26 protein-coding genes and 2 pseudogenes are annotated in these 21,031 nt (G+C 53.2%); 13 read left to right on the forward strand and 15 right to left on the reverse strand.

All coding sequences use genetic code 11. From position 1 onward, the window contains the following. Positions 1–91 precede the first annotated feature (91 nt). The gene (locus ACT3XD_RS17300) at positions 92–370 is read left to right on the forward strand and encodes a hypothetical protein (protein WP_444280621.1); all 279 of its coding nucleotides are present in this window, start codon (positions 92–94) and stop codon (positions 368–370) included. A gap of 106 nt (positions 371–476) precedes the next feature. Here ACT3XD_RS17300 and ACT3XD_RS17305 read toward each other — a convergent pair whose 3' ends face one another. Next, the gene (locus ACT3XD_RS17305) at positions 477–1,328 is read right to left on the reverse strand and encodes a Tim44 domain-containing protein (RefSeq protein WP_192539457.1); all 852 of its coding nucleotides are present in this window, start codon (positions 1,326–1,328) and stop codon (positions 477–479) included. A gap of 179 nt (positions 1,329–1,507) precedes the next feature. On the opposite strand from ACT3XD_RS17305, the gene ACT3XD_RS17310 reads away from it, so the two are divergent. Beyond that, positions 1,508–2,050: an isochorismatase family protein gene (locus ACT3XD_RS17310; RefSeq protein WP_225736300.1), complete on the forward strand. Its 543-nt coding sequence runs from the start codon at positions 1,508–1,510 to the stop codon at positions 2,048–2,050. A gap of 18 nt (positions 2,051–2,068) precedes the next feature. On the opposite strand, the gene yaaA is transcribed toward ACT3XD_RS17310, so the two are convergent. After that, complete coding sequence (gene yaaA / locus ACT3XD_RS17315; RefSeq protein ID WP_192539459.1) at positions 2,069–2,848, reverse strand: peroxide stress protein YaaA; 780 nt, start codon at positions 2,846–2,848, stop codon at positions 2,069–2,071. A gap of 136 nt (positions 2,849–2,984) precedes the next feature. Further along, on the reverse strand, positions 2,985–4,016 hold the full coding sequence (locus ACT3XD_RS17320; RefSeq protein ID WP_192539460.1) for an NADP(H)-dependent aldo-keto reductase: 1,032 nt from the start codon (positions 4,014–4,016) through the stop codon (positions 2,985–2,987). Positions 4,017–4,266: 250 nt separating this feature from the next. On the opposite strand from ACT3XD_RS17320, the gene ACT3XD_RS17325 reads away from it, so the two are divergent. Together ACT3XD_RS17325 and ACT3XD_RS17330 are read left to right on the forward strand one after the other, a co-directional pair. Next, the gene (locus tag ACT3XD_RS17325; protein ID WP_018918350.1) at positions 4,267–4,761 is read left to right on the forward strand and encodes a tetratricopeptide repeat protein; all 495 of its coding nucleotides are present in this window, start codon (positions 4,267–4,269) and stop codon (positions 4,759–4,761) included. A 47-nt stretch (positions 4,762–4,808) separates the two neighbouring features. After that, positions 4,809–5,312 (forward strand): hypothetical protein, encoded by a 504-nt coding sequence (locus ACT3XD_RS17330; protein WP_192539461.1) that lies wholly within the window; start codon positions 4,809–4,811, stop codon positions 5,310–5,312. Between the two features lie 27 nt (positions 5,313–5,339). Here ACT3XD_RS17330 and ACT3XD_RS17335 read toward each other — a convergent pair whose 3' ends face one another. The 5 genes from ACT3XD_RS17335 to ACT3XD_RS17355 are packed head-to-tail and all read right to left on the reverse strand — an operon-like array spanning position 5,340 to position 8,073. Continuing rightward, complete coding sequence (locus ACT3XD_RS17335) at positions 5,340–5,882, reverse strand: LOG family protein (RefSeq protein ID WP_192539462.1); 543 nt, start codon at positions 5,880–5,882, stop codon at positions 5,340–5,342. Between the two features lie 35 nt (positions 5,883–5,917). Then, the gene (locus ACT3XD_RS17340; protein WP_192539463.1) at positions 5,918–6,439 is read right to left on the reverse strand and encodes a DUF501 domain-containing protein; all 522 of its coding nucleotides are present in this window, start codon (positions 6,437–6,439) and stop codon (positions 5,918–5,920) included. A gap of 12 nt (positions 6,440–6,451) precedes the next feature. Continuing rightward, a complete protein-coding gene (locus ACT3XD_RS17345) occupies positions 6,452–6,754 on the reverse strand; it encodes a hypothetical protein (protein WP_018918346.1) in 303 nt (100 codons plus the stop codon). 38 nt (positions 6,755–6,792) lie between these two features. Then, positions 6,793–7,194 carry an acyl-CoA thioesterase gene (locus tag ACT3XD_RS17350; protein WP_018918345.1) on the reverse strand — a complete coding sequence of 134 codons (402 nt, stop codon included), beginning with the start codon at positions 7,192–7,194 and terminating at the stop codon, positions 6,793–6,795. A 54-nt stretch (positions 7,195–7,248) separates the two neighbouring features. Then, the gene (locus ACT3XD_RS17355; RefSeq protein ID WP_192539464.1) at positions 7,249–8,073 is read right to left on the reverse strand and encodes a hypothetical protein; all 825 of its coding nucleotides are present in this window, start codon (positions 8,071–8,073) and stop codon (positions 7,249–7,251) included. Positions 8,074–8,144: 71 nt separating this feature from the next. Between ACT3XD_RS17355 and ACT3XD_RS17360 the strand changes: the two genes are divergently transcribed. Next, entirely contained in the window at positions 8,145–8,495 is a 351-nt protein-coding gene (locus ACT3XD_RS17360) for a hypothetical protein (RefSeq protein ID WP_318782781.1), read from the forward strand. Between the two features lie 10 nt (positions 8,496–8,505). Here ACT3XD_RS17360 and ACT3XD_RS17365 read toward each other — a convergent pair whose 3' ends face one another. Next, entirely contained in the window at positions 8,506–8,937 is a 432-nt protein-coding gene (locus ACT3XD_RS17365) for a hypothetical protein (RefSeq protein ID WP_192539465.1), read from the reverse strand. A 37-nt stretch (positions 8,938–8,974) separates the two neighbouring features. Between ACT3XD_RS17365 and ACT3XD_RS17370 the strand changes: the two genes are divergently transcribed. Next, entirely contained in the window at positions 8,975–10,138 is a 1,164-nt protein-coding gene (locus ACT3XD_RS17370) for a MalY/PatB family protein (protein WP_192539466.1), read from the forward strand. Positions 10,139–10,141: 3 nt separating this feature from the next. Here the strand turns inward: ACT3XD_RS17370 and ACT3XD_RS17375 are convergent, their stop codons facing one another. Further along, a complete protein-coding gene (locus ACT3XD_RS17375) occupies positions 10,142–11,083 on the reverse strand; it encodes a co-chaperone YbbN (protein WP_192539467.1) in 942 nt (313 codons plus the stop codon). A 398-nt stretch (positions 11,084–11,481) separates the two neighbouring features. Between ACT3XD_RS17375 and ACT3XD_RS17380 the strand changes: the two genes are divergently transcribed. The 3 genes from ACT3XD_RS17380 to ACT3XD_RS17390 all read left to right on the forward strand — a co-directional run bounded on the left by ACT3XD_RS17380 (position 11,482) and on the right by ACT3XD_RS17390 (position 12,783). Beyond that, the gene (locus ACT3XD_RS17380; RefSeq protein ID WP_225736298.1) at positions 11,482–11,961 is read left to right on the forward strand and encodes a carbonate dehydratase; all 480 of its coding nucleotides are present in this window, start codon (positions 11,482–11,484) and stop codon (positions 11,959–11,961) included. Positions 11,962–12,180: 219 nt separating this feature from the next. Beyond that, the gene (dksA, locus tag ACT3XD_RS17385) at positions 12,181–12,645 is read left to right on the forward strand and encodes an RNA polymerase-binding protein DksA (RefSeq protein WP_192539468.1); all 465 of its coding nucleotides are present in this window, start codon (positions 12,181–12,183) and stop codon (positions 12,643–12,645) included. Between the two features lie 6 nt (positions 12,646–12,651). After that, positions 12,652–12,783 carry a GTP-binding protein gene (locus tag ACT3XD_RS17390; protein WP_225736299.1) on the forward strand — a complete coding sequence of 44 codons (132 nt, stop codon included), beginning with the start codon at positions 12,652–12,654 and terminating at the stop codon, positions 12,781–12,783. A 949-nt stretch (positions 12,784–13,732) separates the two neighbouring features. On the opposite strand, the gene ACT3XD_RS17395 is transcribed toward ACT3XD_RS17390, so the two are convergent. From ACT3XD_RS17395 to eat, 3 genes are all read right to left on the reverse strand, one after another. Beyond that, positions 13,733–15,067, reverse strand: a complete 1,335-nt coding sequence (locus ACT3XD_RS17395) for an aspartate aminotransferase family protein (protein ID WP_192539469.1) — start codon at positions 15,065–15,067, stop codon at positions 13,733–13,735. A 43-nt stretch (positions 15,068–15,110) separates the two neighbouring features. Next, positions 15,111–16,097 (reverse strand): phosphotransferase enzyme family protein, encoded by a 987-nt coding sequence (locus ACT3XD_RS17400; RefSeq protein WP_192539470.1) that lies wholly within the window; start codon positions 16,095–16,097, stop codon positions 15,111–15,113. Between the two features lie 79 nt (positions 16,098–16,176). Further along, positions 16,177–17,637, reverse strand: a complete 1,461-nt coding sequence (gene eat, locus ACT3XD_RS17405) for an ethanolamine permease (RefSeq protein WP_192539471.1) — start codon at positions 17,635–17,637, stop codon at positions 16,177–16,179. Positions 17,638–17,822: 185 nt separating this feature from the next. Between eat and ACT3XD_RS17410 the strand changes: the two genes are divergently transcribed. Both ACT3XD_RS17410 and ACT3XD_RS17415 read left to right on the forward strand, forming a co-directional pair. Then, positions 17,823–18,179: a hypothetical protein gene (locus ACT3XD_RS17410; RefSeq protein ID WP_192539472.1), complete on the forward strand. Its 357-nt coding sequence runs from the start codon at positions 17,823–17,825 to the stop codon at positions 18,177–18,179. 15 nt (positions 18,180–18,194) lie between these two features. Next, a complete protein-coding gene (locus ACT3XD_RS17415; protein ID WP_192539473.1) occupies positions 18,195–18,848 on the forward strand; it encodes a helix-turn-helix domain-containing protein in 654 nt (217 codons plus the stop codon). Between the two features lie 86 nt (positions 18,849–18,934). On the opposite strand, the pseudogene ACT3XD_RS17420 reads toward ACT3XD_RS17415, so the two are convergent. Both ACT3XD_RS17420 and ACT3XD_RS17425 read right to left on the reverse strand, forming a co-directional pair. Next, positions 18,935–19,096: pseudogene (locus ACT3XD_RS17420) on the reverse strand (zinc ribbon domain-containing protein); the annotation flags it as partial. A gap of 83 nt (positions 19,097–19,179) precedes the next feature. Beyond that, positions 19,180–19,251, reverse strand: a pseudogene (locus ACT3XD_RS17425) (hypothetical protein); the annotation flags it as partial. Positions 19,252–19,284: 33 nt separating this feature from the next. Between ACT3XD_RS17425 and ACT3XD_RS17430 the strand changes: the two are divergent. Next, entirely contained in the window at positions 19,285–19,500 is a 216-nt protein-coding gene (locus ACT3XD_RS17430; RefSeq protein ID WP_318782783.1) for a hypothetical protein, read from the forward strand. Between the two features lie 925 nt (positions 19,501–20,425). Further along, positions 20,426–21,031: hypothetical protein (locus ACT3XD_RS17435; protein ID WP_192539474.1), on the forward strand; the 606-nt coding region annotated here is incomplete at its 3' end.

Consider the following 21,031-nt stretch of genomic DNA (forward strand, 5'->3'; position numbering starts at 1 on the left):
GTGAAAATCCCCCGGGGCTTGCGCCTCGGGGGATTTTTTTTTGGCTGGAATTTACTAATTACGCTTTTCGTTTCCAAGCAGCTACCCTGATATGGGTGGTGATATCGTACTGTTGTCTTTAAAATGGTACGGTACGTTGATGGAAGAGCACTTCACGCGCTATCTCAGGAGGAGAAACAAGATGAATGGACAATTAGTTAAGAAGTTATCAGCTGCGGTATTAATGGCTCTGCTCGCGGGCGGTTTGGCTGCCTGTGATAACCAGGGGCCTGCTGAAGAAGCAGGTGAGAGCATCGATAACAGTATGGAAAGCGCTGGCGAAAGCATTGAGAATGCGGGCGAGAATATCGAAGATGCTGCTGAAAATTAATCCAGCGCGTTGATGTAAAACATTTAGCTAGGGTATTGCCTAGCAAGCAAAACGGCCGCTATTAGCGGCCGTTTTGCTGGGTATTTTGTATCGTCTTATGTTGATTTTAAGCGCCTGGGTTTTGTTCAATACCCTGTACATACCAGGGAGCCTGGTCACGCATTGCGCGGGTTAAGTGCCAGGATTCGTTAAACTCAGTCTGCTGTCCGTTCTCTTCGATAATGCCGTGAAAGATTACGCTGGCCTCTGCATGGCCATCGTACTCATTGATATCCCCCAGCTCGGCAAACAGCCGTACGATCTCTGTACGATTATTGGCCGGATGCTGAGCACGCTCTGTACGTAACAGGTTATAGAGCTCGGGAGTAACATATTCCTGGATCTGGCTAAAGTCGTTATTGTCCCAGGCGCGCTGAAGGGTCATAAAATGCTCTTTCGCGCCGTTTAAAAACTGCTCTTTATCAAACCAGGCGGGCGTACTTTGCAGGCTGCTCGCTAAACTACCCGGAGCGGCCCCAGCTGAGCCAGCGGCAGGCGTTGATGGCACGTGCTGCGTACGCTGATAGTTGGATTCGGAAGCGTGCGCCGGGCGGCGCTGGCGAATAAAGGCGCGAAAGGCGATCATCGCCAGCACCGCAATGCCCACCACCATGAGCAGATCCATCATTCTTAGCTCATCAAAGGCGCCGCCAAAAAACAGCGCAGCAATTAATCCACCGGCCAATAGGCCCCCCATCATGCCGCCCATTCCGCCTCTACGTGCTGCCGCAGCACCTGCTTGGCCCTGTTGACCACCTTGAGCCTGTTGTGTACTGGGTGTGCTAGCTGGGCGATCCGCAGAGCGGGACATACTGCCCACATTGCCGCCTCCGCCCATACGGCGCGCTTCAGCATGCTCTACCGCAACGCTAAACCCCATAACGCTGACCAGCAGCATGACAAACAGTTGTCGTAACATGGCAATCTCCAATGATTAAAAGCCATCAAGAACATAAGCCCAGAGTACTGAGCGTGTAGAAAGTATTGAACGGCTAGTTTAGCGCCTGGGCGGTTAGAATGGGCTATCTTAATGGCACTAATAAACACAAAGAATAAGGGGAAAGCGTGCGCCTACAACGAGATCGTAGCCTATTACTAATGGTCGATTTTCAGGCGGGCTTACTGCCCGTCATTGATGATGGCGTAAAAGTAATTGAAGAAGCCGCCTGGCTTGCAAAAGTAGCCGAAGCGTTAGACGTGCCTGTATGGCTTACCGAGCAGTATCCTGAAAAGTTGGGGGGGACGACGCCAGGCTTATTAAGCGAGTTGGGTGAGCATCAGGTTTGGCAAAAGCACCATTTCAGCGCGATGGAAGAGCCCGAATTCGCCCAGGCGTTAAAGGCCCAGTCAGTGCAGCAAGTAGTGATCTGTGGGACGGAAGCTCACATCTGCGTGCTTCAGAGCGCACTTGGGCTGCTTGAGGCAGGCTATAACGTGTATTGGTTAAGCGAAGCGACCGCCAGCCGCCGCTGTGATGAAGCGCGCCTTGCCCGCGAGCGTGCCTGTGCCCACGGTGCAATCGCTGTGACGTCGGATATGGTGGCCTACGAGTGGCTTCAACGCTGTGATAACGCACTGTTTAAGGACGTGCATCAGCGCCTTCTAAAGCCCCGTTCCTCGCGCGCCGTCACATTTTTCTAGCCAAAGGTGAGCTTTCGTTTAGCGATCGGCTTCTTTGCGGGTAAAGACGAGCGTATCGCCTTCAGAAGAGGCAGCATCAAAGCGATAGCCTGCAACGTTAAAGCCTTTAAGCTCATCAGGATCATTAATTTTCTGGCTAATGATCCAGGCGCTCATCAGCCCGCGTGCTTTTTTGGCATAAAAGCTGATGATTTTAAACGTGCCGTTTTTCTCATCTTTAAACACCGGTGTAATAATGCGCGCATCAAGCTGCTTGGCATCTACCGCTTTAAAGTATTCGTTGGAGGCCAGGTTGACCAAGGCCTTAGAGCCGCTTTGTGCAATAGCGTCATCAAGCGCTTTAGTGAGGGTAGGTTTCCAGTAGGCGTATAAATCCTTGCCCGCCTGATTAGGCAGTTTGGTCCCCATCTCCAATCGGTAAGCCTGGATCAGATCCAGCGGTCTCAGCAAGCCATACAGGCCTGAGAGAATGCGCAGATGCTGCTGAGCAAAACGGTTATCCGCATCGCTGAACGTTTCAGCTTCCAGCCCAGTGTAAACATCGCCCTGAAACGCCTGGGCGGCAGGTTTCGCATTCTCAAGCGAAAATGGCGGCTCCCACTCAGCGAAACGGGCCGCATTAAGGCCAGCCAGCTTATCGCTGATACCCATCAGCTCGCTGATCTGCTGGGGCGAGTAATCACGCAGAATATCAATCAGCGATTGGCTTTCGCTGAGAAAGTCGGGCTGCGTAACGCGCTTGGTCGTAGAGGGGGTTTCAAAATCCAGCGTCTTGGCTGGCGAAATAACGCTTAGCAAGGTGAGCTCCTTCAGCCGATGCAAAAACCTAATAACAAATGTATGGCCGCTAGTATATCAAGCCTCGGCGTTGGCCGAGGCTATCGCCTTCATAGCGTTACTATACTTATCCAAGGCCCAAGGACTTATCCAAGACTCAAGGCCAGGGATTGGGCATCCGGCGGTGGATATCGTCGATGGCATCCAGCACTTCGTCGTCAAGCTTGAGGCTCTCGCTGGCCAGATTGCTTTCCAGCTGGTCAAGGGTAGTCGCACCAATGATATTACTGGTCAGGAAGCTGCGTGAGTTGATGAATGCCAGCGCCATCTGTGCCGGGTCGAGATCGTGCTCGCGGGCCAGATCAACGTACGCTTGTGTGGCTGCTTCTGCTTCGGGCGAGGTATAGCGCTTAAAGCGCTCATAAAGTGTCAGGCGACCTTTTTCAGGCCAAGCACCGTTCAGGTACTTGCCGGAGAGCACGCCAAAGCCCAGCGGCGAGTAGGCCAATAAGCCAACGTCTTCGCGGTGGGCGATTTCCGCCAAACCGACTTCAAACGACCGGTTAAGCAGATTGTAGGGGTTTTGTACCGATGCCACGCGCGGCAAATCCATTTTCTCAGCCAGATAAAGCGAGCGCATCACGCCCCACGGCGTATCGTTGGACAGGCCAATCGATCGTACCTTGCCAGCGTCGACCAGCTCTTTAAGCGCAGAAAGCGTCTCTTCAAGCGGTGTGGCATCTTCCTGGTCCTGATGGGTGTAGCCCAGCTTGCCGAAAAAGTTGGTGTTGCGATCCGGCCAGTGCAGCTGATACAGGTCAACATAGTCTGTCTGTAAACGCTTAAGGCTATCGTCGATTGCCTGATGAATATGCTCGCGCGTCATGCGCGGGCCGCCCCGGATATGCTCCGGGCCCGGGCCCACTGCCTTGGTCGCAATGATGACGTCATCGCGTGCACCGCGCTGCTTCAGCCAACTGCCGATATACGTTTCGGTTAAGCCCTGGGTCTCCGCCTTGGGCGGTACCGGGTACATTTCAGCGGTATCGATAAAGTTGATACCGAAAGCGACAGCGCGATCCAGCTGTTCGTGAGCTTCTGTCTCGCTGTTTTGCTCGCCAAACGTCATCGTACCTAGGCAGAGTCGACTGACCTCAATTCCGGTTCTGCCAAGTGGGCGCGTTTGCATTTTTATCTCCTCGCTAAGGCGAAAATGGCTACCGAATAGGCATTTATTATCATGGTTAATGGTGATGTGTGACAGGCATGTTAGCGAGGCAATTTGAAAGCCGCAAATCAATGGGGTTGAGTCGTCGCAAAGGCAGGCGTATGCTTGCCAGCCCATCGACCGGCTAAAGGCCGGTTTCTCGTTTGGTTGGCAGTCAAATGATGTAGTGATCGCTAATCAAGGTCTCAACAAACTGGCAGGGTGGTTTGCCATGCCGCAGGCATCATCTTTGTTTACTCGGTTAGAATTTCGCTTAGCCGAACGGCTTTTTCAAAACCGTTGGTTGCTTCCGCGTTCCAAGCGTACGCAGCGCCTGACCATGCGACTGTTCAAGCGCTGTGCTGATGCAGGACATCCGGATGCGCTATCCGTTTACGGCCATATGCTGTTTCATAGCAGTCTTTCGCCGCAGGATAAGGCGCGGGGCGCGCGTTATGTCGTAGAAGCCGCTCAGTCTGGCGACGTAAAGTCGCAGTTTCAGGTAGCGCAAATCTATGAGCATGGCTGTGCGCAGTATCCGCGTCGTGAAGACTATGCGGTAACCTGGTATGCACGCGCCGCCCAGGCGGGACATTACCTGGCCGCTGAGCGGTTAGCCTGCGCCTACCGATTGGGTGAGCTAGGCTTAGCCGTAGACGCCGGCCAGGCCGCTTATTGGCAGCGCCTGGCGGATCGTCAGCCGCTTAACGATGCCGCCGTCGCGTAAGCGGCCGCTGAGCGATCACTATGCGCAATGATTGAATGAGGAAGTCAGTGTCCGAGACGCTACCTACCGTACTCGATATTGAAGCGTCCGGATTCGGGCGTGGCAGTTATCCGATAGAAGTCGGCATCGCGCGTGCTGACGGAAGCTGCTGCGCGTTTCTTATTCAGCCTCTGGAAGAGTGGACACACTGGGACCCAAAAGCTGAGCTGTTGCACGGTATCTCGCGTGAACGTCTGCGCGCAGAGGGGCACCCTGTACAGCAGGTTGCCCAATGGCTTAACGATGAGCTAAGCCGTCTGGGTAAGGCTTATAGCGACAGCTGGGGGTACGATAACACCTGGCTGTCGCTGCTTTTTCATCATGCCGGTATGCTGCCACGCTTTCGACTTGAAGCGCTGCGGATTTTGCTAAGCGAAGAGCAGCAAGCCCTTTGGAGCCATACCAAAGAGAGCATGATTGCCGAGCGCGATATTAATCGCCATCGCGCCGGTGAAGATGCCCGCCTGTTACAGCTTACCTACCAGCGTACCCGCCTGCTGACAGAGCGCTAACGCCGTTTCAGGCAGGTTTACAAAAGCCTATAGGCGTATATCCAGTGCACTGAGTAGCGCTTGGGGTGTTTGCGCATCCTGCAGCATGTCACGTGTTGCCTGGGCTAAAAAGCCGTTGGCTACGGTGCTGTCCAAAAATGTTAAAAGCGGCCCATAAAAATCATCTATATTTAGCAGGCCCATGGGCTTTTCATGTAGGCCCAGATAGCCCCACGTCCAGATTTCAAACAGCTCTTCAAACGTTCCAATGCCGCCCGGCATGGCGATAAACGCATCGGCGTTAGCCGCCATGGTGGCTTTACGCTCATGCATATTGGCGACGCGGATAAGCTCGGTAAGCCCAAAGTGGGCCTGCTCACGCTCCACCAGATGATCCGGCATCACGCCGATAACGCTCCCCCCGGCTTCTAGCGCTGCATTGGCAAGCTCGCCCATCAGGCCGATCCGCGCACCACCGTAGACCAGCGTATGGCCTCGCTCGGCCAGTGCTGTACCCAGCGCCTGGGCGGCTTGACGAAAAATCGGACGGCTGCCTTCACGCGAACCAAGATAAACGCAAATACGGGACATTAATCGGGTTCCTTAAACGAATATTGAATGGCGCTTTACGGGATAAAACGATCGATCTGATGGTGCTCGTCCATCCACTGGCCAATAACGTTGTCGCCACATAGATGATGGGCGTACTGGGTGTGCAGGCAGCGCACCTGCTGCCAGTTGCTGATACCGCCAATGCCACGCTCGGTAAGCACGTCGGTGTAACCCAGCCGGGTAACCTCGGCACGTTGTGCGTCACTCATATAGTCCCAGCGGGCTTTGACGTAGTCGCGGTGGCTTTGCTGGTAGCTTTCCAGAAAGGCAGGTTCATCCTGCAGGCGCTGTTCGAGTGATTTGATGACCCCTACGGCTTCAATGCGGGAAATCTCCACTTTGAGCACGTCAGAACACAGCCAGTACAGCGTAGGAAAGGGCTTGTCATCCACGATAGGCGCCATGCGCAGTACCAGCGGTGTTCCTTGGCTATCGGTCGCGGCGACGGCTTCGATACCGCGCGGTGCGCGGCCTAGCTGCTGGGTAATAATAGCTAGCTGGCGCTCATCAGGCGCTTGGTTGGTGCGAATCACCATCAGGTTGGTCTCTCAGGAGCGGTCGTCTTGAACAAATTTATTGGAGCGGCCAACAGCACGGAAAAAGCAGCGATTCAACTGCTCAGGGGACGCTACATAGCACCATGTCCGCTCGCAATACTCGGCGGCTCGTGCCATCAGCACGTCATAAAGGCGATTAAACGGGGCATCATAATCGTAAGGGTCAGCCCCGAACAAGCGGATATGTGGATAGTCCGCAAAGCGCTCCATGAAATAGTGTTCAAGATCCGCTTCGACAGCGCGATGCTGCGCGGTATTGTCCGGGTCTAGCCAGAGATTATAGCGAATGGCCATGCTGTGCTCCTGGTAGCCCCGTCCAGCGGGGCAGTGCGTCAGGCGGGCGCATCTTGTAAATGGGCTGACAAGGCGTCGCGCAGCTTGCCTTCAATAGGCACAGCGCACTTAGCCTGATGATCGTACTGTACCATCACGGTATGACCGAGATTAGTCAACGTACCGTGCTGGCGAGCTTCCTGAGTCACCGTGAATGAGCTATTACCCAAACGCGTCAAGTAGGTGCGTAATTCGATGTCATGACCGTAAAACAGTTCAGCACGGTAGTCGATTTCCATGCGCGCCATAATCAAGCGCCACTGTTTAGGATCCAGATCCGGCGTAAAAAGCTTGAACAGATCATTGCGGGCCAGCTCAAACCAGGCGGGCAGGCGCGTATTATTAATATGGCCTAGCGCATCGGTATCATAAAAAGCTGGCTCAATCGTGCGGGTGAACATAGTGGTCGCCTTGTTATTGGTCAGCCTTCAGGATTGCCCCTAGCAAGCGCTTGGTCAAGTGGCTTGGCCCTGTGCCTCTCGCCTTTCTGCCCACCAGCGCTGCCCCTGCATCCAGCCAATCAGCCATAGCGTCGCTACGCTAAAACCTGCCAGCGTACCCAAGGCAAGCCCCCAGCTTTCATAGGTGAACGAGACGCATAGGGCGTAGCACAGCAGCGAGCCGAGACCCATCGGGTAGTGCTTGATGACCGTGGCAGTCGGTGCAGGCCCTTGGCTCAAATGTAGAATCAGCAGGAAAGGCAGCATGGTGATCGGAAAGGCCGCCAGCGTTCCCGCCCAGGCGGACGGCACCCAGTGAGCAAGCGTGGTGATCGCGAACACGATAAGTGTGGCCAGCAGGGCACGTACACACAGCGCACCCCACGAGAAAGGCGCCCGCGTGGTGGCGACGCTGTCCGGTATACGTCGGAAGAGCCAGCTGAACAGCACAATGGCGCACAGCGTTACCAGCGTACCCGTCAGCCGTGTGAAATCAAACTGGGCCAGCACCAGGCTGACGCAAAACCAAGCGATAAAGCCACCAGCGGTGCCGGCCAAAAGCCCCTTTAACCCGGGCTTGCGCCCGCATAGCCAGTAGCCCGCCCCCAGCGCCATGGTGGCGGTAAAACCGGCCAGCGTATGCACCGCGCTTTCGGCGGCGAACAGCGGCGAGATCTCCAGGCCGATAAAGAAAAGCGCCAGTGCCGTGCCCAGCGGATAGCCCGCCAAAAGCCCCGCCACCCGTGGGCTTACCCGTACTGCCACTACTCCCAGGCCCAGCACCATAGCGACAGAAACCATGCCCTTGGCAAGCTGCCAGCTAATCGGAACTTCCAGCATAAATGACTATCCTTATAATTGATTAAATACTGTTTGAGTTATTTTGCAGCCACCCAACTCAGGAGAGCAGAGTGGTCGTGGATGTTGCTTCCCCATCAGGACATGCGCTTTCGCCCCCGCCAAGGCCCGAGCTTTGCGCGCGCGCTGCATCGTTGACCAAACACCACCTGATTCCACGAGCGCTGCACAACAAACCACGCTATCGAAAGCGCTACTCGCGCGAAGAGCGGCTGACCGCCATCTTATGGCTCTGCCACGCCTGCCATCGGCATATTCACAGACTCTATAGCGAGCGCGAGCTAGCCGACCAGTTTGCCAGCCGCGAGGCGCTGCTGGCGAGTGAAGAGATACGCCATTTCGTCGAATGGCTTTCCAAAAAGCCAGCAGGCTTCAAGCCCAAATCCCGTCGGCCCAAGCGCTGATGTTTCCTTTTTATACTAGGCGCAGCCCCTGCTGGTCGCGCCAGGCAGCTTCCAGCGCGCTTTTTAACGGCTCTTGAAGGTGAGCGGGAAGCGCAGTATGAGCGTCCTCTAAAGTGCTGAACGTACGGTTGCGCAGCCAGCAGTACGCCCAGGCGCAGGCTTCTGCATCACTTTCAGGCATGGGTTTGGCAGGCATTTGATTGAGTAAAAATACCGCGGTACGCGGTGCCCAAAGCGGAATATCGCCCTCCAGAGTCTGGCTCCAGTATTTAAGCATCGCCCCATCGGGCGTTGTATCCGGCGTGCCCAGTTTGGCAACCCGAGCGGTTTCCGCCAGGATGAGCGCTAACTGATCAGCATCGGCTTGACCAAGCGCTTGCCACTGCCGCAATAGTGCCGATAATCCTGCGCGCACCTTGGTATAAAAGTCATCTTGCGGCATGCTCGTTACCAATCCTTTATTAATGAGTGAGACCTGTATGGCCTTTGATTTTGCCACGCCAATCGAGCGACGCCACCCCGAAGGCGGCTTCTCGTCACAAAAATGGCACCGTTACAGTGGCGAGGTGCTGCCGCTGTGGGTCGCCGATATGGATTTTCGCTCGCCGCCGGCGGTTATTGAAGCACTCCAGGACCGGGTTGCCCACGGTGTGTATGGCTATGGTGAAGTGCCCGCTACGTTAACAGAAACGCTGTGTCAGTGGAGTGCTTCGCACTACAACTGGACTATCCAGCCTGAGTGGCAAAAGTGGCTGCCGGGGGTGGTGCCGGCGCTACATTTCGCGACGCTCGCGTTAACCCTGCCAGGCGATGGCGTATTAACGATGACGCCTATTTATCCGCCTTTCTTGGCGGTAGCCGAGCGCACTGGCCGGCTCCCCCAGCAAGCAATGTTGACCGAACCTAAAGGCCCTGGCGAGTCGTGGCAGTTGGATATGGCCTCTATAGAAGCGGCCATTACGCCCAAGACGCGCCTGTTGCTCTGGTGCCATCCGCATAACCCGACAGGGCGTGTCTGGCGCCATGAAGAGCTGGCGCCGCTGGCAAAGCTGGTTGAACAGCACGATTTGTGGGTGGTCTCGGACGAACTTCACTGTGATTTGCTGCTGGACAAAGATGCCCGGCATCGCCCGCTGGCGGCCATGTTTCCTGAGCTCTCCAAGCGTACGATTACCCTGTGGGCGCCGTCTAAAACCTTTAACTTGGCAGGTTTATCCAGCGCCTGTGCGGTGATCCCTGACCCTGAAGTGCGCAAGCGGTTTGCCGCTGCCTGCAAAGGGCTTCTGCCTGATGTGAACGTTTTGGGACTGGTAGCGGCTGAGACGGCTTATCGCGAAGGCGAGCCCTGGCGCCAAACGCTGCTGGAGGTTCTACGCCAGCATCGCGCGACGCTTGAAGCACACGTGGCAGGCTGGCCGGGGGTGACGTTAAGCAAACCGGAAGCCACCTATTTAGCTTGGTTGGATATGCGCGAGGCGGGGTTGGGCGACACGCCCTATCAAACGCTCAAGGAGCAGGCGGGGGTTGCGCTGTCCGACGGGGCAGCGTTTGGCTGCCCCGGCTTTTTGCGGCTTAACTTTGGCACCACGGCGTCCCAGCTGGACGCCGCGTTAGTGCGTATGGATAAGCTGTTAAAGGCCTAGCAATTAATACAGCAGAGCAAACAGCTTGCGGCGGTAGGCGACGGTCAGCGGATGATCGGCGCCTAGCGCATCAAACACCTGCAGCAGCGTTTTACGCGCCGCGTCGTCGTTATACGCACGGTCACGCTTCATGAGCGTAAGCAGCGCTTCAAGGCCGGCGTCGTACTGGCCATCGGCCACCTGGCGCAGAGCGCGCTGGAACTGTGCTTCGCTATCGTCGCGCTCGCCTAAAGCGGCGATATCTTCTGCTGAAAGCGCTCGTTCGCTGAACTCAATGCTCGCACGGACGCCGCGGGCGGCCGGAGCATCACGCTCTTCAGGCGGCAGGTTATCCAGTACGCTGCGCGCTTCATCGCCACGCTTTTCTGCCAGCAGTACGCGCGCAAAAGATACCTGATAAGCGTAGTGCTCGGGGTATTGGGTTACCAGGTTCTGGTAGATATCGCGAGCGGTGGCCGCGTCGCCTTCCAGAAGCGCCGCTTCGGCTTCTTCCTCCGGACTAGGCGGAGCTTCCGCGGGTGCCGGAAAGTAGCGGCTGAGCCAGGCACGAACTTCTTTCTCGGGCTTTGCTCCCTGCAAGCTATCGACCAGTCCACCTTGGCTGATTAACTTAACATCGGGTACCGAGCGCACGCCCAGCTGGGCTGATATCTCTGGGTTAGACTGAGCATCCAGCTTACCCAGCAAAAAGGCCCCCGCGTATTCAATCGCCAGCTTTTCCAGAATCGTTGCAAGTTTGCTGCTGCTATCGTCGGCGGGGGAATAGCAGCACATAAGTACCGGCACCTGCATGGAGGCTTCGAGTACCTGCTGAATATTGCCTGCGTTTAGTTCAATGATGACTTCTTCAGCGGTAACCGGAGGGCGCTCACCGTCAGCGGAGACGTTTTCAGCGGTGGGTTCCGCCGTCATCGGGTTGCCGGTACGAGGATCAATTATTGACATGGGCTCTCTGCGCTCTGCTGAAAAGTAATAAGGGAAGCATGGCACATGATATGTAGGCGAAGACACCGATATTCAAGCCGTTGTAATTGCGCGCTAGTACGCGTAAGGCCTTGATGGATGGCGCACCGACACCACCGTGCCGTGCTTTAACCGCGCAATCGTATGTTATGAAGGTCAGTCTGATGGTATTGCCTCATGACCCTTCAGTTCAGTGTTTGCTGAAGAGTATCACTTTTCCCCCTATTGAGGGTATAGAGTGTTATGTTATATTATAACATTAAAGTTGATGCGGTTGAGGTTTGTTTTCGCTCCGTTTAAATGGGCTTTCTCAAGGCCGTAACCATAGCGGGATTGTTTCATTACATTCTTTTTTTATTAGATACAGGGATAAGCCACTGATGATTAGACGAAATCCGCGCGGAGACCTACCAAATATTCATCCCAGCGCTTTTATAGATCCTACGGCCATTATTTGTGGGCTGGTCATCGTGGAAGAGAATGTATTTATCGGGCCCTATGCCGTTATCAGGGCGGATGAAATGGATGCGCACGGGCATATCGATCCGATTGTGGTAGGCGCGCATTCCAATATTCAAGATGGCGTCGTGATCCATTCCAAGTCGGGCGCTAGTGTGACGATAGGTGAGCGTACCTCCATTGCCCATCGCGCTATTGTGCATGGCCCCTGTGCGGTTGGCAGCCGCGTGTTTATCGGCTTCAACAGCGTGCTTTTTAACTGTCAGATTGAAGATGGATGTGTGGTGCGCTACAACGCGGTGGTGGATGGTTGCCACTTGCCGGCGAATTTTTACGTCTCCTCTACGCAGCGTATTGGACCTGATACCGATTTGACGCTTCTCAAACAGGTTCCCAGCTAAGCAAGCGCGTTTTCCGAAGACGTTGCTCGCACCAATAACGATTTGGTACAGGGCTATAAGGCCATCCATAACGAGTTTTAAGCAATAGAGACTTCCAATCTTACAAAGCGATGGTTGGCATGGTGTTGTACCTGCTTGCTGAATCGTATCGCTAATAACGTTACATTTTTTTGCCTTTTTTGTTATGTTATATCATAATTTAATAGGTAAGGTGCATGTATGAATAAGCCAATTACCACGGCATTAACACAGCGTGAGTCGCCGGATAAAGCGCAGGAGGCCAAGATATTGGCCATGCCTGCCTGTGACTATATGAACGACGAGCAGCTGGCGTTTTTCCGCCAACGTTTGCTGGATGAACGTCACGAAGTTGAAATGCATCTAAAGGAAATGAAAGAAGTAATCGCCTCTCACGAACGTGACAGTGATGAAGCTGATCAGGCGTCGTTTGAAGAGGAGCTGCGTCTATCCCTACGCCAAGCCGACCGGGAGAGCCGCCTGGTGAACAATATCGATGCAGCCTTGAGACGGATCGATAACGGTGACTATGGCTATTGTGAAGAGACTGCCGAGCCTATTGGTATTGCCCGGCTGTTGTTCCGACCCACCGCGCGGCTAAGTATTGAGGCCAAAGAGCGTCAGGAAAGCCAGGAACATCATTACCGCAAAGCAAGGTGGGAGTAACCCGTTATGACGACATCCTCGCTCATTCCCATCAATGTTCTTACTGGCTTTCTGGGAAGCGGCAAAACCACGCTGCTCAATCGTTGGGTACACCAAACACAAAAGCGAACCGATGGCCTTCGGGTTATGCTTGGCTGAGTCCGCAAGCTATATGGTTTTATCAAATATGCAGACACAAAAAAGCCGCTACCTTTCGGTAACGGCTTCTCTGATAAATATTGGTAGCGGGGACCGGATTTGAACCGATGACGGTTATGAGACTGATGAAATAGGGACATATTATATGTCCTAAAATCACGTTTAATGATCTAAAATCATCATTAGAAAGGGTTTTTCTTGGGTTGCATTCGCGGAGGTAGCGTCACTTAAGAGCACATGAGGGAGCTTATAGTTGGCACAAAGCTTGGGGAAATTGCCTTGGCAGAAAGTGACCTTCAGGCCAGTCACAGTGCGCTAACAAACCGATGTTACAGGGCGAACGTAAATGTTCTTATATCTTTGTTTCCTGAAAGCTGAGATTAAGTAATCTTGATCGTAAATAAACGAATGCACTGGCCGGCACACCAAGCCAAAACAGGTTTCAGGCGTGTGTTACCATCATAGAACCAGTAAGCCCTAGCTTTGTATCCACACCGTTCAATAAGCCTTTGGCATGTACCGTTTTAATATGCAGTACCGCACCCAATCTCCCGTCCCTCTTCTGATGAACTTTATCTATACATCGTGCGTGGTCGAAGATTATTGCCAATCAGGTCAGCAATAGACAGTGTGCCATCTGTTCACTGGAACACTAGAACCACTGGCATGCTCGTTGCCTGGATTCAAATTGGGTGGGGTCATAGGGTCAGCACACAGAGCTGTGTGGGAAACTCATAGCGCTAGATCAACGTCATCCAGCAGGCGGGCGTCCACGCCAGCTGAGTAAATCTGCTGGATGGTAAGGCTGAAGTCGCGCTTATATCCTGCTGCGCAGACCAAGGAGGGATGCGAGTGTGGATAACCACTTCGGCTTTTTGAACACCCAGAATCAGATTCTGAGTGTTCATTATTTTAGCAACTTTAGCGACCATTTTCTGCTGTAGCCGGTTTAACCTGAAGTAGATTTGATCGCATGTTCCAGCGTCTCAATAAAGAGGTCAATTTCCTGGCGTTGAATGCAAAGAGGAGGGCGAAGCTTTAAAGTACTGCCTGATTTACCCGCTGCGCCAATCAGCACGCCGTTATGTTTGAGTGTGTTAATAACCTGAGTAGTACGAGAGGTGTCCGGTTGGCCATTTTGATGTGGGTTACATAAGTCCAGCCCAATAAACAGTCCCGCACCACGGACATCACTGATCTCCTCATAGTGCGACCTAAGGTCATTCAGCTGTGCTTTGAGGTACTCGCCCTGATGTTGGGCGTTGGTGATCAGCTGTTCATCCTCCAGCACATCAAGTACCGCCATGCCAGCCGCGACAGCGACAGTGGAGCCACCAAAGGTGTTGAAGTAACCAATATCAGCATTTAGTGCGGCCAATAACTCATCCCGTGTCACTAGACCCGCCATCGGAAAACCATTGCCCATTGGCTTGCCCATGGTCACAATATCCGGTGTGACCTGATGACGACTAAATCCCCACATGCCAGCACCTGTACGGCCAAAACCGGGCTGCACTTCGTCGGAAATCAGCAAACTCCCATTGGCCTGAAGCCATGTCACCGCAGGTGCCATGAAACCGGCGGGGTCGGCATAGATACCGTCACTGGAAAAAATTGAATCGACCAGTAACGCTGCACAGCCATGGCCGCGTGCGGCTAGTTGTTTAACGCCCGCCTGCACCTGTTCAAGAAACCATTGTGCGGGATCTACGGCGGTCAGTATGTTGGAAAGCGCAATAACGTGTACGTGATCCGGGGGAGACCCAGTTTTGTATGATGAGGGGGAAACATCGGTGACAGCGCTGGTATTGCCGTGATACGCCGCTTCGCTGACGATAATACCGTGCTTGCCTGTCCACTGGCGTGCCAGTCGCAGGGCCATATCATTACTCTCGCTGCCGGTACAGGCTAGCACCAACCTTTCCAGCGGGGCGGGGAGTGTTGACAGCAAGCGATCGGCGTAATGGTGAATGTCCTCGTGGAGGTAGCGAGTATGGGTATTCAGTACCCCCATCTGCCGGGCCACCGCCTGCACAATGTGTGGATGGCAATGCCCAACTGACGGTACATTATTGTACATGTCCAGGTAGCGCCGCCCTTGGCTGTCGTCAAGCCAAACACCCTCGCCTTTGACGATGTGCAAGGGCTCTTCGTAAAACAGCATGGATGTGGGGCCGACGGTTTCAAGGCGTTTACGAACCATCTCCCTAAGTGATGGATCCGCTTGATCCAGATTCTCAAAACGAAAAGCGTTCTGGTCGAGAATGCCACGAATATTGTTCACGATAATATCCTTTTGAATCAACAAAGAAAATTGCTTTTTTTGTTCAGCCCCTGGCGTACAGATACTGACGGGCAAGCTCAGCGGTACCCTGAATGTAACCTGGTGCTAGTGCTTGGGCGGTCGGTGTTTCGGCGTGTGTTGCTAACCAAGCGCTGAGCATGATGCGACGGATCATGATGAAGGTATCCAGCGCAGCGATATCTTCATCATCGAACTGGGCGATGGTCTGATAGCCACGAATCCAGGCGTCGCGCAACTTTGGAATCATCGGGTCGAGCTCATGAAAGCTGATCGCTGCGGCGAAATCATAGGCGTACCAGCAGAAACCACTGTCGTCGAAGTCGATGACGGCCAGTTGGTCGTCATTGACCAGTAGATTGGCCAGGCGCAAATCGGCATGTACCAGGCCATAGCGATCTTCGTGGTGGCCATAGGCATCAATGACGAGATGGATATGTTCAATAGCCTGATGGATGATGTCTTCATCCTTGGAGGTAATGCCCGGTGCTTGGTGCCAATCACCCCAAAGCCCGTCGGGGGCAATCATGGTGTCAAGGTTCCAGCGTTTGCGCGCAAACCAGTCCGGGCGCTGCCAGGTTCGGCTGTGCTCATGAAGAGAGGCTGTTACCGCACCAAGTTTTTCAAACCAGTCAGGCAAGGCTTCTCCGACATTTGGTTCACTGCCGCTAACATGCTCAAACGCAACTGCATGAAAATCACGGCCATTAATGGCCATCTTGATCACCGGGCTGCCAGTGGTAGTGTTAATTGGTGAGGGTGTATTCACGCGACCTGACGCGCGCAGGTCGTGAATCCATGCCAGCTCGGATTCAATCTCCTGTTGGTCGTGATAATCGGGGCGATGAACGCGGATAATGCGTTTGTGATTTGTTAGCGGGTCATGCGAAACGAACGTGGCATTTTCTGACGTCGTCAGCAGTTCAATTCGGGTATCCGCGGACATTTTCCAATAATCAAGTGATTGGCAAAGTTCCGCTTTTAGGTCGTCAACCAGGGTTTGTGTGTACATCTGACATTCTCTCCTGCGATTTGGAGCCCTCAGCGCCATCACCAGACAGCGCTGAGGGGCTAACTTGTCGTGACAATGTTCAGGTCCGCGTGGCTTTGGGTTGCAGAGGAATATCGGAGGCTGCCTGAAGCGCCTCCATCTCCTCAACGGCATTCTCTGCTTCCAAGATCAACGCCAGCTCTTCATCCGCTGACTGGGCGACTAGATGGCGCTTGGCATAGGCGAAGAAGTACACCGTCCCGATGACAAACAGCACAATGGTGTAGTTAAAGGCGCGGGGGTCGAAGGCATAGACGCCGGTCATGGCGACGATCGAAAGCAACAACGCAATAGAGGATGTGACAATGCCACCCGGAGTTTTGTAGGGGCGTTCTAGCTCGGGGCGGCGCAGGCGAAGCAGAATATGGCTGAGTGCCATGAGCGCATAGGAAATAGTGGCGCCCACCACGGCCATGCCCAGAATAAGATCGCCTTCACCGGTCAGTGAGACCAGAAAGCCGAAAACTCCAGGGGCAACTAACGCCCAGGTGGGAGCTTTACGCTTACTGGTAATTGACAGCACTTTGGGAAGGTAGCCTGCCCGTGACAGAGCAAATACCAAACGGCTGTAGCCGTAAATGACTGAAAAGAAAGATGCGATCAGCCCAGCAAGACCTAGCACATTGATAGCCGTAGCCAGACCGCTGTTTCCGGTGGTTTTCAGAGCATCTACGAGCGGAACGCCGCTGGCAGAAATTACATCGGCCCCTGCTGCTCCGGCGAGTAAGAACACCACCAATGTAGCGGTGAACAACAGGAATATCATTGCTGCAATAATACCCTTGGGCATATCACGAGCTGGGTCACGGGCCTCTTCAGCGGCTAGCGGTACGCCTTCAACGGCCAGAAACAGCCACATGGCAAAAGGCAGGGCAGCCCATACACCATACCAACCGAAGGGTAGCCAAATGCTACTACCACCAGCCTCATCAGTAGCGGCAATCGTGAACAGGTTAGAGGTGCTGAAATCGCCTATCAGCGCTACGGCGGTGGTCAGGATTGCGATCACGGCGAGGGCGCTGATAACCATCATAGCCTTCAGCGCTTCGCCAACACCTGCAAGGTGGATGCCAATAAAGATGGCGTAGAAGAGCGCATAGACCCAGGGGCCATTAATTCCCAGCAGCTCTTCAACCGCAGCACCGATAAAAATCACGATGGCCGCTGGTGCTAATGCATATTCGATCAGTACCGCCAGTCCCGTCAGGTAGCCACCTGCCTGGCCCATAGTCTGCCGAGCAAAACTGTAACCTCCGCCTGCGGCAGGAATGGCGGCTGACATTTCTGCCAGCGAGAGCACCAATGCAAAGTACATGGTGGCCATCAAAGCGGCGGCAATTACAAAACCACCCCAACCAGCTTCTGCCAGACCAAAGTTCCAACCGGCGAAGTTGCCAGAAATAACATAGGACACCCCTAAACCTGCAAGGAGTATCCAACCAGCGGTTCCTTTTTTTAACTGGCGTTTGGCCAGGTAATCCTTATCAATTGCGTTTGCCATGAGCATCCTCCAGGTCAACATAACGAGTTGTTGTGCGTTTGCCGATTCCTTTGCGCTGCGATTGGTGAATGGTGCTTTGGTCAGTGAAAAGGGAACGGAAATTGCTAGCTCTTTGAGGTTAGAGAGCTTATTTCGATACGGGTTATCGAATTTTGGCAAAAGTACGCAAAGGGAGGGGAACGACTGTGTATAAGGCTTTACATGCTAAAAAAACAACGCACAAACTGGTGCAAAACAAAAATAAAGAGGAAAAAATGCACCCGAATGAATCACAAGAGAAACAAGTTGCTCCGCAATGGCGTGTCTCTATTTCGCATGAAGTAAACGAGCAGGCATTTAATCTGACTAACTGGGCTCAGGAGTACAATCAGTGCAGTACAGGACGTTTCGAAGGGCGTGTGGAAGAGTGTCACTTTGGTGGCATTCAGATTATAAATGAATACACTAATCAGACGCTCTATCAGCAATGCATTCCTTGGCCAGACGCTTTTTGGATAGGGATACCTTCTCAGCGAGAGCATTTTCGCATCAATGGTCAGTAGGTTGAGCAGAACGACGTGCTTTGGCGTCTTGGCCACCATTCGTTTGAGCTGATGACACCTGCCAATTGCCACATCCTTAGCATTTTGATTCGTCGTGATGAGCTGTTTGCATTGGCCGACCGGGAAGGCATCAGTTTTGAGCACCTCATTGATTCTGCGACACCTTGCCTGAAAAGCAATACAAAGCAAGTCGATACCATATCATTACTGGTCAAGCAGATTCTGGCGTCTTCCAGTGATGCCATGGATACTGACATCCACAAGGACATGCTGTTACAGGAGTTTCTGAGCTTGCTGGATAGTGGGACACTCAATTCAGCAAAAGCCCCTAGCTATCTTCACCGTCGCGCTGTGGTTGATCGCGTCTGGGACTATCTAAAAACTTCGGGCGATAGTCCTGTGACTATTGCCGCATTATGTGACATCGCCTGTGTTAGCCGGCGAACTCTGCAGTACAGTTTTGAGAGTATTCTTGGAATCAGTCCTGTGCAATTTCTGAGGGCCGCACGACTGAATCGCGTGCGACGCCAGTTATTAACTTGTAGTGGTGTGTCTATTGCCGATGCAGCGGCAAGTCAGGGATTTTATCATCTCAGTCAGTTTGCTTTGGATTACAAGCGGCTATTTTGTGAGCGACCCTCTGATACGCTCAAGCGGCGGCTGCATTGACCCTATGCATCACTCCATTTTCAGTAACAATGCCTTGGCATTGGCAGTCTTATACAAACTCCACAGGCGTCACTCTCGATGTTACCTCAATCCTCAATCGCCGCTAACAGCGCAGTCTCGGCTTGTAGAATGTTGCGGACGGCGTTCACAATACGGTCGATGCCTTGGGTGCCACACTCGGGACAATCGTAAGTGCGGACATCGAGCGGCAGTGATTCCAGCACAAACCCGCAGCCATAGCAGCGCTTGCTACTAGGGTATCAGCGACGAATTGACGCCCCGCCCACTCGGCCTTGTAGTGGAGCTGATATGCCAGCTCACCCCCCCCCATGTCACCGATGGCTTTGGCCAAATGCCGGTTCTTGACCATATTCTTCATCGCGAGGCTTTCAAGACAGATCACTTGGTTCTCGTTGACGATCTGACGGGTGAGTTTATGAAGATGTTCAAGCCGTGTGTCGGCGATTTTGGCGTGGCACTTGGCAAATTACTGCTTCGCTTTGGCGCGATTATTCGAGCCTTTTTGCTTGCGACTGAAGCGCCGTTGCGCCCGCCCCTGCGTGTTGTGTGGCGTGGAGTATTGACCTTGGCGCTATCACTGGTCTCGGACAGGTCTTTTACCCAAGATCAATCCCCACTAACTTGGGCATGATCGGCAACGCCTCGGTGCCCATTTTACATAGGCAACCAATGAAGTAGCATCTGCGCCTTCTGTGGAGTATTAGTAACGTTTGAGTGTCAGCTCTGGAAGGTATATAGCGCCGATACGCCAGTACGTCGTTGATAATGCAGCTGAAGCTCTCCACTATAGAGCTCGTTTGCGGACTTCCCTGTTTAATCAAAAGGTGCTTAATGCCAGGTTCTTTGTTCTTAGTCGAACGGGTGGCGGCCGCTGGGTTCGTGCTCATACGTTCACGTGAAGCGAACGGTGAAGGGCTTATCGTTGTCGGCGCCTCACATCGCTAAGCATTCGGTGCAGTCCGTAGGTGGGCAACCGTGGGGTCAGGAAGTCTCGCGACACGAGGAGAAGGTTATTGAAACCAAGGCGAAGAACTTTCGAGCAGCGACCCGAGCCTCCTCATGCTTAGGAGTGAGCTTAGCCATCAGGTTGTGCAATGTGATCAGTCGGTCATAGACGTAGTCACGATAACTCCAATGTCGGATGGTTGCGGTAGCGATACCATACCTAAATGCCAGTTCAGTTTTCGGGATGCTGGAGGGTGCCGTTTAGCTCTCTGCATGGATCTTGTTTCTGAAGCTTGATGCCCATGTACTTGTTCTCGGATGAATTGCTGAAAAAGCCCTCCATTTGTTAATAGAAGATAATTTTTATAGGCGATGTGATCATCCTGAACGTACAAATATCCCATTAATTGCGCACGGCTGATATGGTGATATGGAACCACAATATCTACCCCGTCATAGGTGAGATTGTTTTTAATTTTATTATGTTACGCTTGCTTTCTTTTACTTTGAAACTTAAAGGAAGAAATTTCAGCTAAGTTTAGCGTCTATCGCTATATATTAGATTGCTTTATCTTATATAGTAAAATTTTATGTAATAAAGTATAAGGGCGATGGTAGAGTACACGACCGCAGTTAAAAACGATGAAAAAAGCACAGATAATCAAATAGCGCGCTTTGGCCACCCCTATCGCGATATATGCCAATGGGCTGCCCAGCATGATCTCAGTGATGCTCTGGAGCTGGCTTTTTGGACGCTGGGGCTAGATCACCACATCGTCGCGATTGGCAACCTGGTTAATGAGTTTCATCATCCTGAGTCAGAAGACATTCTTGCCCGGTGGCGGCAAACCCCTGTTATTGCCCTGTTAGATGATTTGGCGAAAGCCATTCGTCAAGATCCCTTGATCAACCGTCAGTATCCTGCATTTCTTCATGCAGGAGACGCTACAAAAACGAAACAAACATATAAAGGCAGCCTTAAAGAGCAAACGTTTCTTATAACGTTAATTACTTACCCGCTGCCTGGGGCGGAGCAATCATCTGAATACGTGTTAAGGCGTGCGCTACGCTTGTGGTTGGTCGCTCAGGCGGCGAATCGGGTAGTTACAGAGCACTGCTTGGCGGATCGCAATATCAGTACCGCAGCGCGCTTTTTGATTGCAGACCGCTATCAAGCACAGTGGCAACTCGTTGATGATGTCTTGCGCCGTGCCCGA

The sequence above is a fragment of the Halomonas sp. AOP7-B1-5 genome (assembly GCF_052353045.1).
In the GTDB taxonomy this organism is placed as follows: Bacteria; Pseudomonadota; Gammaproteobacteria; order Pseudomonadales; family Halomonadaceae; genus Vreelandella; species Vreelandella colorata.